This is a genomic window from Streptomyces sp. NBC_01485 (assembly GCF_036227125.1).
GTDB lineage: Bacteria > Actinomycetota > Actinomycetes > Streptomycetales > Streptomycetaceae > Streptomyces.
This window is the reverse complement of record NZ_CP109435.1, coordinates 7,205,452-7,220,157: the sequence shown is the minus strand read 5'-3', so window position 1 is coordinate 7,220,157 and position 14,706 is coordinate 7,205,452. Positions and strand designations below refer to the sequence as shown.

Sequence of the window (14,706 nt, the reverse complement as noted above, 5' to 3'; positions counted from 1 at the left end):
GTGCGCGACCTGTGAGTCGGCTGATTCTCACTCTTCCCTCAGGGGCGGCTCAGAGATCCCCCAGACACGGCCCCGATCGTCGGGGCCATGAACGAAACGAACGCGGGAGGCGTCCGGCAGCGGTCGGTCGAGATCGTGGCCGCGTCGACATCGTCCGCACGGCCGTCGACGACCTCAAGGGCATGGGCCGCATGCTCCGCTCCACCCTCACCGGCCGCACCCGCGTCCCCGCCGTACCCCGCCGCACGAGCACCCCCCAGGTGCCCGCCACCCGCGCCACGTCCCCCGCCATCCTGCCCACCGGGGCGAACACCCACCTGGAGTACGCGTCATGACGACCCTCGCCCCGCCGCCCTCCCCCGTCCGGGAGGACGGCCCCCGCCACCGGGTGACCCCGCCCGGCGACGGCGGACCCGCCGCCCGCGCCAGGCGCCTGTTCACCGGCGCCCCCGACGACCCGCGCTGGGCCCGCCCGGCCCTCTGGGCGATCCTCGTCCTGGCCACGGTGCTGTACGCCTGGAACCTCTCCTCGATCACCGGCAACACCTTCTACGACGCGGCCGTCTACAGCGGCACCAAGAGCTGGAAGGCGTTCTTCTTCGGCGCCCTGGACGCCGGCAGCTTCATCACCGTCGACAAACCGCCGTTCGCCCTGTGGGTGATGGGCCTGTCCGCCCGCGTCTTCGGGTACGGCACCTGGCAGTTGACGCTGCCGATGGTCGCCGTGGGAACCGGTTCCGTCGCACTGCTGTACCGGCTGGTCAAGCGGGACTTCGGCGCGGTCGCGGCGACGGTCTCCGCGCTGGCCCTCACGCTCACCCCGATCACGGTCGCCATCACCCGGGACACCAACCCCGACCCGATCCTCGTCTTCCTGATGCTGCTGGGCGCGGCCGCGCTGCTGAAGGCCGTCCGCACCGGCCGGCTGATGCCGCTGGTGTGGTCCGGCGTCGCCATCGGGTTCGCGTTCAACACGAAGATGATGCAGGCGTACGTCGTCCTGCCCGCGTTCTTCCTCGTCTACCTGTGGGCCGCGAACGCCTCCCTCGGCAAGCGTCTGCGCAACCTCGCGGCCGGCACGGTCGCGCTGGTGGTCTCCAGCGCCTGGTGGATGGTGGTCGTCGACCTGATCCCGGCCTCCTCCCGCCCCTACATCGGCGGTTCGACCGACAACACGGTCTGGGACCTGGTCATCGGCTACAACGGCTTCGGCCGGATCTTCGGGGCGAGTTCGTCGGTGGGCTCGGCCGGCAACGGCGCGAGCTTCGGCGGCGAGGCGGGCCTCTACCGGATGTTCAACACCATCATGGGCGGCCAGATCTCCTGGCTGATCCCCTTCGCGGCGATCGCGCTGGTCGGCGGCCTGGTGCTGCGCGGCCGGGCCCCGCGCACCGACGCCAGGCGGGCCGCGCTGATGCTGTGGGGCGGCTGGTTCGTCCTGCACTACCTGACCTTCGCCCTCGCCGAGGGCACCTTCCACCCGTACTACGTCACCGCCATGGCCCCCGGCATCGCGGCCCTGGCCGGCGCGGGCGGCGTCATGCTCTACGACGCCTTCCGCAACGGCTCGGCGGCGAAGTGGGGTTGGGTGCTGCCGGGCGCGGTCGCGGCCAGCTCGGTGTGGGCGGTCGTCCTGCTCCAGCGGGTCTCCGGCTCCGGGACGCTGTACACGGTCGCCGAGATCGTGGCCGGTGTCGCGGGGGCAACCTCGGTGATCGGGCTGCTGGTCGGCCGGTTCACCGGGCGGCAGCGGCTGACGGTCGTCGCGGCGCTGGCAGCGGTCGTGGCCCTGCTCGCCGGCCCGGCCGCCTACTCGGCCTCGGCCGCCACCTCCAGCACCAACGGCACCAACCCGACGGCCGGCCCGAGCACGGGTGGCGGCATGGGCGGCATGGGCGGCGGTGGAGGCGGCCAGCGCCCCAGCGGCACGAGCGGCAAGCAGGGCACCAACTCCGGTGAGGCGCCCAGTGGTTCGGGCGGCGGCCAGGAGATGGGCCAGCCCCCGTCGGGCAGCAGCGGCACGACGGAGTCCGGGACGACCGAGTCCGGGACGACGGAATCGGGCACGTCGGAATCGGGCTCCACCGAGTCCGGCAGCGCCGAAGGCCGTACCGGTGGTGGCATGGGCGGCGGCGGTGGCACCCAGGTGTCGTCCGCGATGATCACGTACCTGAAGAAGAACCAGGACGGCGCGACCTGGCTGGTGGCGGTGGCCACCGACCAGACGGCCTCCTCGATCATCCTGGAGTCCGGCGAGCCGGTCATCTCGATGGGCGGCTGGTCCGGCAGCGACGACGCGATGACGCTCGCCAAGCTGAAGAGCCTCGTGAAGGCGGGCAAGCTGCACTACATCGTCGTCAGCGACAGCGGCCAAGGCTCCTCGAAGACCGAGATCTCGACCTGGGTCAAGGCGAACGCCACGGCCGTGTCCGACTACAGCGGCCTCTACCGCCTGGACGCCTCCGACGTCGGCTGAGAACCCCGTACGGCGTGGACCGTACACACGAAGAGGCGGGCCCCCGGTGAAACCGGCGGCCCGCCCTTCGCATGCCCTGAAACCCTTACGCGACCGCAGCCGCCGCCCCCGCCGCCGTGGGGAATCCGCCGGTGCGCAGCACACGCCCGCCGGGCAGTACGGCGTACACCTCGCAGCCGTCCTGGGCCGCCGCCCAGTCCACGCCCTCCGCGCCCATGGCGAAGGCGGCCGTGGCGACGGTGTCGGCCTCGGTCAGGGTCGGGGCGACGACGGTGAGGCTGTCGAGGCCGGTGGCCGGGCGGCCGGTGCGGCCGTCGAGGATGTGGTCGCCGCGCTCGTAGCACGCGGAGGTGGCGACCGCCGCGTCGGTGAGGTCGAGGACGGTGCACAGCTTGTCGGCGATCTCCGGGTGCCGTACGCCGACCCGCCAGGGCCCGCCGGACACGACCACGTCGCCCCCGGCGTTGAGGCAGAAGCGGCGCAGCCCCGCGCCGGTGAGCAGTTCGGCCGCCCGCTGCACGGACCAGCCCTTGACCACCGCGCAGGGGTCGAGGGCGCGGCCGGGCAGCCGGACGTCGAAGGCGCCGCCGGTGGCCACCCGGTACCGCTCGCAGAGGGCGAGGACCTCCACGAGGTCGGCGCTCAGCTCGCCGGCCGACAGCTCGCCCCGGCCGTACCGGGACACCTCGCTGTCGGCCTTGAACGGGCTGAACCGGGCGTCGACCTCGCGCAGCCAGGCGAACACGGCGTCCCCGGCCTCGTCGGGGACGACGGTGTCGTCGGGGACGACGGTGTCGTCGACCCGCAGCGAGACCGGGAACCCCATGACGTGCTCGACGCGGTGCACGTCAGGCGCCCTTGGCGTCGATCGCGGCCTGGAGGGACTCCCGGTAACCGTCGCTCGTGATGGTCGCACCGGACACGGTGTCGATCTTCGCGCTCTGCGCCGTCAACGTCTCCGCGATCAGCTTCGGCACCGCCGCCGTCGTCTGCGGATGGTTCGGCTGCTTCAGCATCGCCACAGCCGTGATCTTGCCGCCCTCGAAGGTGACCTGGACCTGCACGTCGCCCTTCTCCGTGGTCACGGTCGTACCGGCGAAGGTGGTCGATCCCGAGGAGCCCGAGGAGCCCGAGGATGAGGACACGGAGGGTGTCGAGGCGGCCTCGGTGGTGGTCGTCGTACCGGTCGACGGCTCGTAGCGCCAGACCGGGATCAGGCCCACCACGGACAGGACCAGGACAGGTATTGCTCGCTTCACGGTGTCTCTCTCATCCCGCCAGGCTGAAACGCTCGAAGTGGATCTGCGTCTTGGGCACGTCCAGCTCGCGCAGGGTGCCGAGGACCGCGTTCATCATCGGCGGCGGCCCGCAGAGGAAGACGTCCCGCTCCGCGATGTCCGGCACGAGCGCGGCGAGTTCGCGCGGCGCCAGCCGGTCGGGCACCGGCGGCCCGGTGACCAGGTGCAGTTCGGCGCCCTTGGCGACGGCCAGGTCGCGCAGCTCGTCGTAGAGGACGGCGTCGCGCTCGCCGGACACCCGGTAGACGACCACCGCGTGGCCGTGGATCTCCTCGAGCAGCGCCCGGATCGGGGTGACGCCGACGCCGCCGGCGATGAGCAGGGACTCGGGGCGGGTGCGGTGCATCGCGGTGAAGGCGCCGTAGGGGCCCTCGGCGAAGACCCGGGTGCCGGGCTTGATGTGGCGCAGGCCCGCGGAGCCGGCGCCGGCCGCCTTCGCGGTCAGCCGCAGCCGGGTGCCGTCGGGCGCGGCGGACAGGGAGAAGGGGTTCGCCTGCCACCAGCGGTCCTTGGTCAGGAACCGCCACAGGAAGAACTGGCCGGCCCGGGCGGGGAGCTTGTCCAGGTCACGGCCGGTGATGTAGACGCTGACGACGTTGTCGGCCTCGGGGACGACCGCCTCGACGCGCAGTTGGTGACGCCAGTTGCGCCACAGCGGCAGGACGGCCCGGCCGAGGAACACCGAGCCGAGGGCGACGCCCCACACGCCGTACCAGTACGCCGTGGCGGCGGACGACGCGGTGAACGTCGTACCGACCGCGACCTGGTGGGTGAAGGCCAGCACCACGGCGACGTACGTGTACAGGTGGATGAAGTGCCAGGTCTCGTAGGCGAGCCGGCGGCGGGCCCAGCGGGCCGAGACGCCGCCGATGACCAGGATGAGCGCCATCGCGACGGTCGCGCGCAGCACGCCCTCGACGGTCTCGGCGAGGTCGACGAGCTGGCTCACCGGGTCCAGCGGCGAGTCCGCCGAGAGATCCGTGTAGCCGAAGGTGATGAACACCATGTGGCCGACCAGCGTCCACAGCAGGCCGAAGCCGGTCCAGCGGTGCCAGTTGGTCAGCCGGTCCATGCCGATACGGCGGTCCAGCCAGGGCAGCCGGGCCACCAGCAGCAACTGGAACGCCATCAGCAGGGAGGCGTACAGGCCGGCGAACCGGCCGACCACGACCAGCGCGTTGGCGGCGAAGCCCGCCTGGACTGCGAAGAGGGTCACGACGGCCGCGTTCGCGGCGAGCACGGCGTACAGGCCGGTGCGGGCCACTACTTTGGGACGTATCGCCGTGGGGGGTACGGGAGGCGATTGGACGGTCGTCACGGACGGAAACTCCTAGTTCGGGTCCTCAGAACACAGAGCTTGTCCGTGCTTCGCTGTCGTTTTCCTGTCGTACAACTTTCAAGATCTTATCGATTCGCGCGCGCGTGAGCCGCGGGTCTGGCGCTGCGGGCCGAGTGGCGCACTATGGGCGGGTGGAAAAAGTACGCCTCCTCGTCGTGGACGACGACCCGCCGATCGCCGATCTAGTGGCGACGGTCGCCCGCTACGAGGGATGGGAAGCGGTCACCGCGAACTCGGGTGAGGAGGCGTTGCGCCGGGCCGCCGAGTTCCATCCCGACATCGTGGTGCTCGACCTGATGCTGCCCGACATCGACGGTTTCGGCGTGCTCGACCGCCTGCGCACCACCGGGACGATGGTTCCGGTGGTGTTCCTCACGGCCCGCGACGGGGTCGCCGACCGGGTCGCGGGGCTGACCCGGGGCGGCGACGACTACCTGGTGAAACCGTTCGCCGTGGAGGAGCTGATGGCCCGGCTGCGGACCGTGCTGCGGCGCAGCTCCGGCCCCGCCTTCCAGCGCTCCGTGCTGCGGGTGTCGGATCTCACCATGGACGAGGACACCCGGGAGGTCCGGCGCGGCGGAATGCTGCTGACGCTCACGCCCACCGAGTACGAGGTGCTGCGCTATCTGATGCGCAAGTCCCCGACCGTGCTCACCAAGGCGCAGATCCTCGACCACGTGTGGGAGTACGGCTTCGGCGGCCGTTCCAACGTCGTCGAACTGGTCGTCAGCCGGCTGCGCCGCAAGCTCGACGCAACGGGCGACGACCCGCTGATCCAGACGGTCCGCGGTTTCGGGTACGTGATCCGGCAGGCGGCCGGGTGATCAGCCGGTTCTGCCAGTCGTATCGCCGGCTGCGGCTGGGCACCCGGCTGGCGCTGGGGCTGGGCGCGCTGTCGCTGGTGGTGTTCGCGGTCGTCGGGACGGCCCTGACGACCTATATGCGGGACTATCTGTCGGCCCAGATAAACGACCAGTTGAAGCTCGCGCAGGTGGCCCAGTCCAAGAGCATCGCGACCTCCGGCACCCTGGCGGGAAAGAAGTACTACCGCTGGTACTACGCCGTGTACGACGTGTCGCACGGCACCCCCGTGCTGCGCAAGCCCGAGGACCCCGCCGACGTCCCGAAGGACGTCGCCGACCTCGACGCGCTGGCCGAGGCGCAGACCGTCGCGGACACCGAGCTCCTGCGCACCGAGGATCTCCGGGGCGAGGGCCGGTACCGGCTGCGCGCCTGCGAGGTCGAACCGGGCGTGATCCTGGTCAGCGCCGCGCCCCTGGACGACCTCCAGGACACCGTCCGGCAGTTGATCACGATCCAGGTCGTCACCTTCGGCCTGGCGCTGCTCGCCCTCGTGGTGTTCGGCCGGGCGCTGCTGCGGCGCGGTCTGAAACCGCTGAGCGACATGGCGCACACCGCGCACGGCATCGCCTCGCACGATCTCACCGAGTCGGCGTCCCGCCTCCCCCTGCGCGCGGACGCGCCGGGCGGCGGCCCCGAGGTGGAGGAGCTGCGCACGGCCTTCAACACGATGCTGGAGCACATCGACGACTCCCTCGCCGTACGCGCGGAGGCCGAACAGCGCCTGCGCCGTTTCGTCGCCGACGCCTCGCACGAGCTGCGCACGCCGCTGATGTCGGTCCGCGGTTACGCGGACCTCTTCCAGTACGCGGCCGCCAACGCGCCCGAGGAGCGGGACAAGCACCTGGCCCGGCTGCGCGCCGAGGCCGCCCGGATGGGCGTCCTCCTCGACGACCTCCTGCTGCTGGCCCGGCTGGACGCGGCCGAGGTGGAGACGCCCCTGCGGATGGAGAACGCCGACCTGGTGGAACTGGTCGAGCAGGCGGCCGACGCGTTCCGCGCGAGCCACCCCGGCCATCCGCTCACGGTGACGCCGGGCCCGACGTCCGTACGGCTGCGCATGGACCCGCACCGCATCCGCCAGGTCCTGGACAACCTCCTCACCAACGCGGCCGTGCACACCCCGGCCGGCACCCCGGTCTCCATCGGGGTGACCGTCTCCCCGGACACCGCGCGGGTCCAGGTCACCGACCAGGGCCCCGGCATCCCGCCCGGCGACCGCGCACGCGTCTTCGACCGCTTCTACCGCGTCGACAAGGCCCGCAGCCGCGACCACGGCGGCAGCGGCCTCGGCCTGTCGGTGGCCCGCTCCCTGCTACGGGCACACGGCGGCGCACTGGAACTGGGCGACAGCGAGGGCGCGACGGTGTTCACCGTGACACTGCCGTCGACGTCGACCCCGCCGCGCTGACGCTGAGGGTGGCGGTGCGCTGACGACAGCGGCAGCGGCAGCCGCACAGGAGTCGTCGACCGTACTGCGGGCCGGGTGAACCTCGGGGGGCGGCCGGGATGAACTCCTGGGGGTACGGGCAGAAATCCCACAGCCCCACCGCGTCTCCCCCCGCCCCACCGCACCGCGGTCGCCCTTCCGCCCGCACTCCGTCGGCTTCCGGACACCGCACCGTCACACCGGAGGGGAACCACTCCCCCGTCCCCCTCCCCCGGCAGGCCCAACCCCCGATCCGTCCAGCCGCCGCGCGCGGTCACGACGCGGAAGGACGACGTGCGCCGTGTCCCTGCTGCCCCTCGACGAACCGTCGACCCCGCCCCCGCCCCCGCCCCCGCTCGCGGACGACCGCCCCCGCCCCCTGACCGCCACCGCCACCCGCCGCGCCCTCGGCCTGCTCCCGCTGCTGCTCCTCGCGGTGTGGGCGGCGGTCGACTGGCACGCCGTGCGCGACGGCACCGCCCGGCTGGCCACCGCCGATCCCTGGTGGCTGCTGGCCGGGCTGCTCTTCACCTACCTGGGCGCGGTCGTCGCGGCCTGTGTCCGCCAGGGCGCGATCCCCGACCGGCTGCCGCCGGGCCTGCTGGTGGCCTCCCAGATCGCCGCGGGCGCCGCGAACCACGTACTGCCCGCGAGCATAGGCGCGCACGCGGTCACCGTCCGCTTCCTGCAACGCCAGGGCGTCGCCCTCCCCCGCGCCACCGCCTCGATCGCCCTGTACTCCCTGGTCAGAGCCGTGGCGAAGACACCTGTGGTGCTGGTCTTCCTGCTCGCCGCGCCCAGCGCCGTACCCACCGCCAGACTCCTGCCGGAGGGGCGGACGCTGCTCCTGGCCGCCGTGGGCCTGCTGCTGGCCCCCACAGCGGTCGCGATACTGCTCACCCTCGTACGGCCGCTGCGCCGCCCCGCCCTGGACTTCGTGCGGACGGCCCTGACCGACGTCCGGCACCTGCACGCCCGTCCGTCCCGCTTCCTCCCCCTGTGGGGCGGGGCGCTCGCGGCGCCGTTGGTGCAGGCGAGTGTGGTGGCCTCGGTGGGAACGGCGCTGGGCGTCCCGCTGTCCTGGGCGCAGCTGCTCTTCGCGTACCTCGCGGCGAGCACCGCGGCCGGGGCCGTCCCCGCGCCGGGCGGGATCGGCCCCATGGACGCGGCCCTGATCCTCACCCTGGCCGGCTACGGCACCCCGCTGAGCCTGGCCACGGCGACGGTCATCGGCTACCGGGTGCTGACGGTCTGGCTGCCCCTGCTGCCGGGGATGCTGGTGCTGTCGGCGCTGGTGCAGCGCGAGCACCTGTGAGCCGCGTCAGCCGCAGCCGTGCTCAGCTCTCGTCCGCCGCGAGGCGCAGCGAGATGCTGTTGATGCAGTACCGCTGGTCGGTCGGGGTCGCGTACCCCTCGCCGGCGAACACGTGCCCGAGGTGGGAACCGCAGCGGGCGCACCGCACCTCGGTGCGCAGCATCCCGTGCGTGCGGTCCTCGATCAGCTCCACCGCGTCGGTGTCCTTCGGGTCGAAGAAGGACGGCCAGCCGCAGTGCGACTCGAACTTGGTGGCGGAGGTGAACAGTTCGGCCCCGCAGGCGCGACAGGAGTAGACGCCCCGCGTCTTGGTGTCGGTGTACTCGCCGACGAAGGCGGGCTCCGTCCCGGCCTGGCGCAGGACGGCGTACTCGGCCGGGGTCAGCTCCGCCCGCCACTGCTCGTCCGGCTTTTCGACGTCGTACGACATGAGCTCAGCCCCTCAACTGGAAAGACGGTCCAGAATGCGCGGGCCCAGGTCCGTCACGTCGCCCGCGCCCATGGTGAGAACGAGATCACCGGCCTTCGCCATTCCCGCGATCGCGCCGGGCACCTCGTCCTTGTCGTGCACGGCGGTCACGTCCGCGCCCGCCGCCCGCGCCGCGTCGATGATCAGCGCGCTGGTCACGCCCGGGATCGGGTCCTCGCGGGCGGGGTAGATGTCGAGGACGACGGAGGCGTCGGCCAGCGCCAGGGCCTGGCCCATCTCCTTGCCGAGCTCCTGCGTCCTGGAGAACAGGTGCGGCTGGAAGACGACGAGGATGCGGGCGTCGCCGGCCGCCGCGCGCATCGCCTCCAGGTCGGCCGCCATCTCGGTCGGGTGGTGGGCGTAGGAGTCGATGACCTGGACGCCCGCCTCCTCGCCCTTGAGCTGGAGCCGGCGCTTGACGCCCGTGTACGCGGCCAGGGCGGAGGCGAGTTCGGCGGCTGGGACGCCCAGGGCGACGCCCGCCGCCAGCGCGGCGACGGCGTTGTGCGCGTAGTGCCGGCCGGGCACGGAGACCGTGAAGGTGAGCTGCTGCCCGTCCAGCAGGACGGTGACCTCGCTCTTCAGCCCCTGGGGGACGACCGCGAGCACCCGAACGTCGGCGTCCTCGGCCTCGCCGTACGTCACCACCCGCACGCCCTCGACGCGCCGCGTCAGCTCCCGCGCGCCCTCGTGGTCGGCGGTGATCACCAGCGTGCCGCCGGGGACGATCTTCCCGGCGAAGGTCTCGAAGGACTCGTAGATCTCGTCCATCGAGGCGTAGTTGGCGTGGTGGTCGAGCTCCACGTTGAGGACGATGGCGACCTCGGGCGCGTACTTGTGGAAGCTGCGGTCCGATTCGTCCGCCTCGGCGACGAAGATCTCGCCGGCGCCGTGCAGCGCGTTGGAGCCGGGCGCGTCCAGGTCGCCGCCGATCGCGTACGAGGGGTTCAGCCCCAGCTCGGACAGCGACACCGCCAGCATGGACGTGGTGGTCGTCTTGCCATGCGTGCCGGCGACGGCGATCGGACGCAGCCCGTCCATCAGGCGGGCGAGCGCGTCCGAGCGGTGGACCACCGGGATGCCCAGCTCGGCCGCGCGGGCCAGCTCCGGGTTGTCGGCGCGGATCGCCGACGACACGACGACACAGCTCGCGTCGTCGGCCAGGTGCCCGGCGGCATGCCCGATGTGCACGGTCGCCCCGAGCGCCCGCAGCGCCGCCGCGGTCTCGGACTCCTTGGCGTCACTCCCGGCCACCTTCGCCCCACGCTGGGCCAGGATCTTCGCGATCCCCGACATCCCGGCCCCACCGATGCCGATGAAGTGCGGTCGGTCCATGGCGATAGGAAGGCCGGGTGCCATGCGTGTTCTCCCAGGGTGCGGTGACGGCGACAAGTGCGCCCCACCTTATTCCGCAAGGGGTCGCCCAGCCGACCTAGGGGCGCGGGGCTGTGCCGATATGCGGCTTCCGCCGCGCGAGCGCGACCAGCCACAGCGAACCCGCAGCCCGAAAAGCACCGCACCCCGAACGGCGCCCCCGCCTACCCTCACGCCTTGCTGTGCGAGAACAGCTTCAGCACCGGCACCCCCACCTTGTGCCGGGCCCGGGACGCCCAGTCCCGGTGGAAGAACTCCTCCACGTAGTGCGGATCGGTCAGGACGATCACCTCGTCCGCCCCCACCTCCGCCACCAGGGACTTCAGCGCGTCCAGCGGATGGTCCTCGACCAGCCGCCCCACCGCCTCGTTGCCCGCCACGTGCAACGCCTGCAAAGACACGGAAAGAGCCCGTTCGCCGAACCCCTTCGCGTCGTCCCCCTCCGGCGTCTCCCGCTCCCGCGCCGCCTCGTCCAGCTCGCCGAGGGCGACGTCGTCGATGGCCCGCAGCAAGCGGTCCGCCTGGTCGCCGCGCGGCTGGAGCAGCACGTGGAAGGAGACCGGCTCGTCCCCGTGCAAGGTGGTGACGAACTCCACGTCGGCGGACGTCAGGGCCTTCTCGATCATCAAAACGCTTGTGAACACCAGCGCCCCATTCTCCTTCGAGGACCCCCGTGGCCCTCTCTCCTCCGTGGGCCGTTCGCGGCCCTGCGGAAACCATCCTTCCCCGCGTTCGCACGGGTACTGCGAGATTCAGTGTGCCCCTCGGAAGCGATACGGAACGGCAGATTCCGCCGATTTCAGGACCATGGACCACGATCGAACTCGTTTCCGGCATCACGGCCGCCGGTACCTGGAGAACAGGAAACCCTCCTCCTCCAGGAGGGACGCCAGTGCGAACCGCTGCGGAACCGCGACCGACGGCCCGCCCGCGATCCGCTGCGCGCCACCGGCGGTGAGCATCGGGGAGACGGTCAGACAGAGCTCGTCGAGCACTCCGCCGGCGATGAACTGCCCCAGCAGCCGCGGCCCGCCCTCGGTCAGCAGCCGGGTGTGCCCGAGCGCGGCGAGGGCCTGTACGGCCCGGGGCGGATCCACGCCCATGCCGTCACCGGCGATCACCACCCGCGCGCCCGCCTTCTCCGCGGCCGCGACCCGGTCGGGGTCCGCCGCGGCGCCCGTCAGGAGCAGGGTGGGGACCAGCGGCGAGGTGAAGAGCGGGAGCGAGAAGTCCAGGTCGAGGCTTGCGGTGACCACCGCGACGGCGGATGCGGGCCCCTGCCCGGCCGCCTCGCGCCGCGCGGCGAACTCGGCACGCGCGCGTGCGGGGCGGTAGCCCTCCAGACGTACCGTTTCCGCGCCGACGATCACGACGTCCGCGAGCGCCCGCAGCGTGCCGAAGATCCGCATGTCGGTGGCGGTGGAGATGGGCTGCGAGCGGCCGTCGTGCTGGGCGGCGCCGTCGAGCGTGGACACCATGTTGGCCCGCAGCCAGGCCCGCGGCTCCCCGGACGTGAACCCGGAGGGCCCGGCCCCGGATCCCGTCCCCGACCCCGCCCCCGACCCGGTCTCCGGGTAGGCGTAGGCATCGGCCAGCTCGTCGAGACTCCACTCACGGTCCGCCGCCGCGCCGAAGCGGGTCGTCACCGTCTCGCCTGCCTCGCCCGTCTCGTCTGTCTGGTCGGTCTGGACTGTCTGGTCGGTCACAGGGAACAGCCGTCGCATGCCAGGCAGTCTGGCACGCCCCGTAGCATGGGCAACCGTGTCGTCCTCCTCCCCCGCCCCCGGCATCGGCCCGATAGCCGACGCGGCCCCCGTCTCCCTCTGCACCCGTCAGCCGCATGTCCCCGCGGACCGGCTGGTCGCCGAGATGGTGCCGCCGCCGCGCTTCGACTCGGTCCGTTTCAGCACGTACCTCCCGGACCCGAACCAGGCCAGTCAGACCCAGGCGGTCGGCGTCCTGGAGGGCTTCGCGACCGGCCTCGGCGGGGCGCACGCCACGGGTACCGCCAAACGGGGGTTCCTCGGCTTCGGCAGGGCGAAGGCGGCCAAGGCGCCCGCCGGGCCGCGCGGTGTCTACCTCGACGGCGGCTACGGCGTCGGCAAGACGCACCTCCTGGCGTCCCTGTGGCACGCCACCCCGGCCGAGCCCGCCCTCAAGGCGTTCGGCACCTTCGTCGAGCTGACCAACCTGGTCGGCGCCCTCGGCTTCCAGCAGACGGTGCGGACCCTCTCCGGGCACCGGCTGCTGTGCATCGACGAGTTCGAGCTGGACGACCCGGGCGACACCGTGCTCGTCTCGACGCTGCTCGGCAAGCTGGTCGACGCGGGCGTCGCGCTCGCCGCCACCTCCAACACCCTGCCCGGCAAGCTCGGCGAGGGCCGGTTCGCGTCCGTCGACTTCCTGCGCGAGATCCAGGGCCTGTCGGCGCACTTCCGCGCGCTGCGCATCGACGGCGAGGACTACCGCCACCGCGGCCTGCCCGAGGCGCCGGCGCCGTACTCCGACGAACAGGTGACGAAGACGGCGTACGCCACCGCAGGCGCCTCGCTCGACCACTTCCCGCATCTGCTGGACCACCTCGCCAAGGTCCACCCGAGCCGTTACGGCGCGCTCACGGATGGCCTGAAGGCGGTCTGTCTCACCGATGTGCAGCCGGTGCCCGACCAGTCGACGGCCCTCCGGCTCGTGGTCCTGGCAGACCGGCTCTACGACCGCGAGGTCCCGGTCCTGGCCTCCGGACGCCCCTTCGGCCTGCTGTTCAGCGAGGAGATGCTGAACGGCGGCTACCGCAAGAAGTACTTCCGTGCGATCTCCCGGCTCACCGCGCTGGCCCGCGACGCGGGGCGACTCGTCGAGCACTACTAACTGGTCCGGACCATCCGGGTCAAGAGTCGGTTCACGCCAAGTACCCCACGCTTTTGAGGCGCACTTCTTCTGGAAACGTCAAGTTAACCCTGCAAACAACTTCGCAGGGTTAACGTGTTTCTTGACCAGCAATTGACCAGCCGTTGGTCTGGACTAGAAGTGTGAACTGCCTGGAGGGAGGCGTATGTTCCGAGGTGCGACGGCCCGGACCCTGATTTCGATCCTCGCCGCCGTCCTGCTCGCGCTCCCTTTCTTCACTCCTACTTCACCATTCGCACAAGCGCACACGGCGCGTCAGGTCGAGGCCAAAGCTCAGCCCGGAATCAAACTCTCCGGGAAGACCAAGCGCGACCAGATCGTCACGTTGCGCGACTGCGACCACTCGGACGACCCGACCGGCCCCCTGCGTACCCGCGAGGGACACCGCGCCGCCACCTCCGTCTCCGTCGCCACGGCGCCCCAGGAGCCCGAGCGTGTGCTGCTGGCGGAGGATCCCGCCGCCGCGCACCAGCCGGCCCGGCCCGGCGACCCCCATCACCGCTCGTCGAGATCCTCGACAGCCCACTCTCCGGCGGCACTTCAAGTTTTCCGCTGCTGAGAGAGCAGAGCAGAACAGCAATCCCCCACCTGTCCTGTGTCCTGCACATCCGACGCGCCCCCACGGCGCGCCAGGAGGAGTCACCACGTCATGCAGCCCCTCATCGACAACGCCCGTACGTTCGGACAGCGCCCTGAGGAGTTCGCCAAGCTGGCCGAAGGCCAGTCTCCGCAGGTCCTCTTCATCACCTGCTCCGACTCGCGGGTCGTTCCCGCCCTGATCACGGGCGCCCGTCCCGGCGAGCTCTTCGAGCTGCGCACCGCGGGCAACATCGTGCCCCCGTACGGCTCCGACCGTCCCACCGGCGAGGCCGCCACCATCGAGTACGCGGTGGAGGTCCTCGGCGTCAGCGACGTCGTCGTCTGCGGCCACTCGCACTGCGGCGCCGTCGGCGCGCTGGTGCGCGGCGACGACCTCGACGCCGTTCCCGCCGTCCGCGACTGGCTCGCGCACGCCGCGGACGAGCCGGGTGCCAACGACCCCGACGACCCGACGGTCATGCAGGCCGTGCAGAACCACGTGCTCGCCCAACTGCTGCGGCTGCGCTCCTACCCGTGCGTGGAGAAGCGGCTGGCCGACGGCCGGCTGCGGGTGCGCGGCTGGTACTACGAGGTGCACACCGGTGCCGTACGCGAACACAGCGTCGACACCGACGGCTTCGAGGCTCTGTGAGCGCCGC

The 14,706-nt window shown here is 71.9% G+C and carries 15 protein-coding genes; 8 read left to right on the top strand and 7 right to left on the bottom strand.

All coding sequences use genetic code 11. The features are described from left to right. Positions 1-182: 182 nt before the first annotated feature. Together OG352_RS32700 and OG352_RS32695 are read left to right on the top strand one after the other, a co-directional pair. Complete coding sequence (locus OG352_RS32700; protein ID WP_329221897.1) at positions 183-335, top strand: hypothetical protein; 153 nt, start codon at positions 183-185, stop codon at positions 333-335. After that, entirely contained in the window at positions 332-2,476 is a 2,145-nt protein-coding gene (locus tag OG352_RS32695; protein ID WP_329221895.1) for an ArnT family glycosyltransferase, read from the top strand. Before OG352_RS32700 ends, OG352_RS32695 begins: the two co-directional genes overlap by 4 nt. Positions 2,477-2,561: 85 nt before the next feature. On the opposite strand, the gene OG352_RS32690 is transcribed toward OG352_RS32695, so the two are convergent. From OG352_RS32690 to OG352_RS32680, 3 genes are read right to left on the bottom strand one after another with little or no spacing between them, the layout of a single operon-like run. Next, positions 2,562-3,323, bottom strand: a complete 762-nt coding sequence (locus OG352_RS32690; RefSeq protein ID WP_329221893.1) for an FAD:protein FMN transferase — start codon at positions 3,321-3,323, stop codon at positions 2,562-2,564. A 1-nt stretch (position 3,324) separates the two neighbouring features. Then, the gene (locus OG352_RS32685) at positions 3,325-3,735 is read right to left on the bottom strand and encodes an FMN-binding protein (RefSeq protein WP_329221891.1); all 411 of its coding nucleotides are present in this window, start codon (positions 3,733-3,735) and stop codon (positions 3,325-3,327) included. Between the two features lie 10 nt (positions 3,736-3,745). Continuing rightward, complete coding sequence (locus OG352_RS32680; protein WP_329221890.1) at positions 3,746-5,092, bottom strand: ferredoxin reductase family protein; 1,347 nt, start codon at positions 5,090-5,092, stop codon at positions 3,746-3,748. Between the two features lie 152 nt (positions 5,093-5,244). On the opposite strand from OG352_RS32680, the gene OG352_RS32675 reads away from it, so the two are divergent. The 3 genes from OG352_RS32675 to OG352_RS32665 all read left to right on the top strand — a co-directional run bounded on the left by OG352_RS32675 (position 5,245) and on the right by OG352_RS32665 (position 8,718). Further along, on the top strand, positions 5,245-5,937 hold the full coding sequence (locus OG352_RS32675; RefSeq protein WP_329221889.1) for a response regulator transcription factor: 693 nt from the start codon (positions 5,245-5,247) through the stop codon (positions 5,935-5,937). Further along, a complete protein-coding gene (locus tag OG352_RS32670) occupies positions 5,934-7,385 on the top strand; it encodes a sensor histidine kinase (RefSeq protein WP_329221887.1) in 1,452 nt (483 codons plus the stop codon). The genes OG352_RS32675 and OG352_RS32670 overlap by 4 nt, the downstream gene beginning before the upstream one ends. 319 nt (positions 7,386-7,704) lie before the next feature. Beyond that, positions 7,705-8,718 (top strand): lysylphosphatidylglycerol synthase transmembrane domain-containing protein, encoded by a 1,014-nt coding sequence (locus tag OG352_RS32665; protein ID WP_329221886.1) that lies wholly within the window; start codon positions 7,705-7,707, stop codon positions 8,716-8,718. Between the two features lie 22 nt (positions 8,719-8,740). Here OG352_RS32665 and msrB read toward each other — a convergent pair whose 3' ends face one another. From msrB to OG352_RS32645, 4 genes are all read right to left on the bottom strand, one after another. Beyond that, positions 8,741-9,148 carry a peptide-methionine (R)-S-oxide reductase MsrB gene (gene msrB / locus OG352_RS32660; protein WP_329221885.1) on the bottom strand — a complete coding sequence of 136 codons (408 nt, stop codon included), beginning with the start codon at positions 9,146-9,148 and terminating at the stop codon, positions 8,741-8,743. A gap of 12 nt (positions 9,149-9,160) precedes the next feature. After that, complete coding sequence (gene murC, locus OG352_RS32655) at positions 9,161-10,546, bottom strand: UDP-N-acetylmuramate--L-alanine ligase (RefSeq protein WP_329221883.1); 1,386 nt, start codon at positions 10,544-10,546, stop codon at positions 9,161-9,163. Between the two features lie 185 nt (positions 10,547-10,731). Further along, on the bottom strand, positions 10,732-11,205 hold the full coding sequence (locus tag OG352_RS32650) for an indole-3-glycerol phosphate synthase (RefSeq protein WP_329221882.1): 474 nt from the start codon (positions 11,203-11,205) through the stop codon (positions 10,732-10,734). 192 nt (positions 11,206-11,397) lie between these two features. Next, positions 11,398-12,285, bottom strand: coding sequence for a pyrimidine reductase family protein (locus OG352_RS32645; RefSeq protein ID WP_329221881.1), 888 nt, complete (start codon positions 12,283-12,285; stop codon positions 11,398-11,400). Between OG352_RS32645 and zapE the strand changes: the two genes are divergently transcribed. The 3 genes from zapE to OG352_RS32630 all read left to right on the top strand — a co-directional run bounded on the left by zapE (position 12,284) and on the right by OG352_RS32630 (position 14,699). Beyond that, positions 12,284-13,429 (top strand): cell division protein ZapE, encoded by a 1,146-nt coding sequence (gene zapE / locus OG352_RS32640; protein ID WP_443072408.1) that lies wholly within the window; start codon positions 12,284-12,286, stop codon positions 13,427-13,429. The genes OG352_RS32645 and zapE overlap by 2 nt on opposite strands. A 184-nt stretch (positions 13,430-13,613) precedes the next feature. After that, positions 13,614-14,027 (top strand): hypothetical protein, encoded by a 414-nt coding sequence (locus OG352_RS32635; RefSeq protein ID WP_329221878.1) that lies wholly within the window; start codon positions 13,614-13,616, stop codon positions 14,025-14,027. A gap of 90 nt (positions 14,028-14,117) precedes the next feature. Continuing rightward, positions 14,118-14,699: a carbonic anhydrase gene (locus OG352_RS32630; RefSeq protein ID WP_329221876.1), complete on the top strand. Its 582-nt coding sequence runs from the start codon at positions 14,118-14,120 to the stop codon at positions 14,697-14,699. Positions 14,700-14,706: the final 7 nt, after the last annotated feature.

Excerpts from the sequence above, each read along its gene's own strand:
- OG352_RS32695 (WP_329221895.1), top strand. The coding sequence starts at position 332 with ATGACGACCCTCGCCCCGCCGCCCTCCCCCGTCCGGGAGGACGGCCCC.
- OG352_RS32700 (WP_329221897.1), top strand. The coding sequence starts at position 183 with ATGGGCCGCATGCTCCGCTCCACCCTCACCGGCCGCACCCGCGTCCCC.
- OG352_RS32645 (WP_329221881.1), bottom strand. The coding sequence starts at position 12,285 with ATGCGACGGCTGTTCCCTGTGACCGACCAGACAGTCCAGACCGACCAG.
- msrB (WP_329221885.1), bottom strand. The coding sequence starts at position 9,148 with ATGTCGTACGACGTCGAAAAGCCGGACGAGCAGTGGCGGGCGGAGCTG.
- zapE (WP_443072408.1), top strand. The coding sequence starts at position 12,284 with ATGCCAGGCAGTCTGGCACGCCCCGTAGCATGGGCAACCGTGTCGTCC.
- OG352_RS32635 (WP_329221878.1), top strand. The coding sequence starts at position 13,614 with ATGTTCCGAGGTGCGACGGCCCGGACCCTGATTTCGATCCTCGCCGCC.
- murC (WP_329221883.1), bottom strand. The coding sequence starts at position 10,546 with ATGGCACCCGGCCTTCCTATCGCCATGGACCGACCGCACTTCATCGGC.
- OG352_RS32630 (WP_329221876.1), top strand. The coding sequence starts at position 14,118 with ATGCAGCCCCTCATCGACAACGCCCGTACGTTCGGACAGCGCCCTGAG.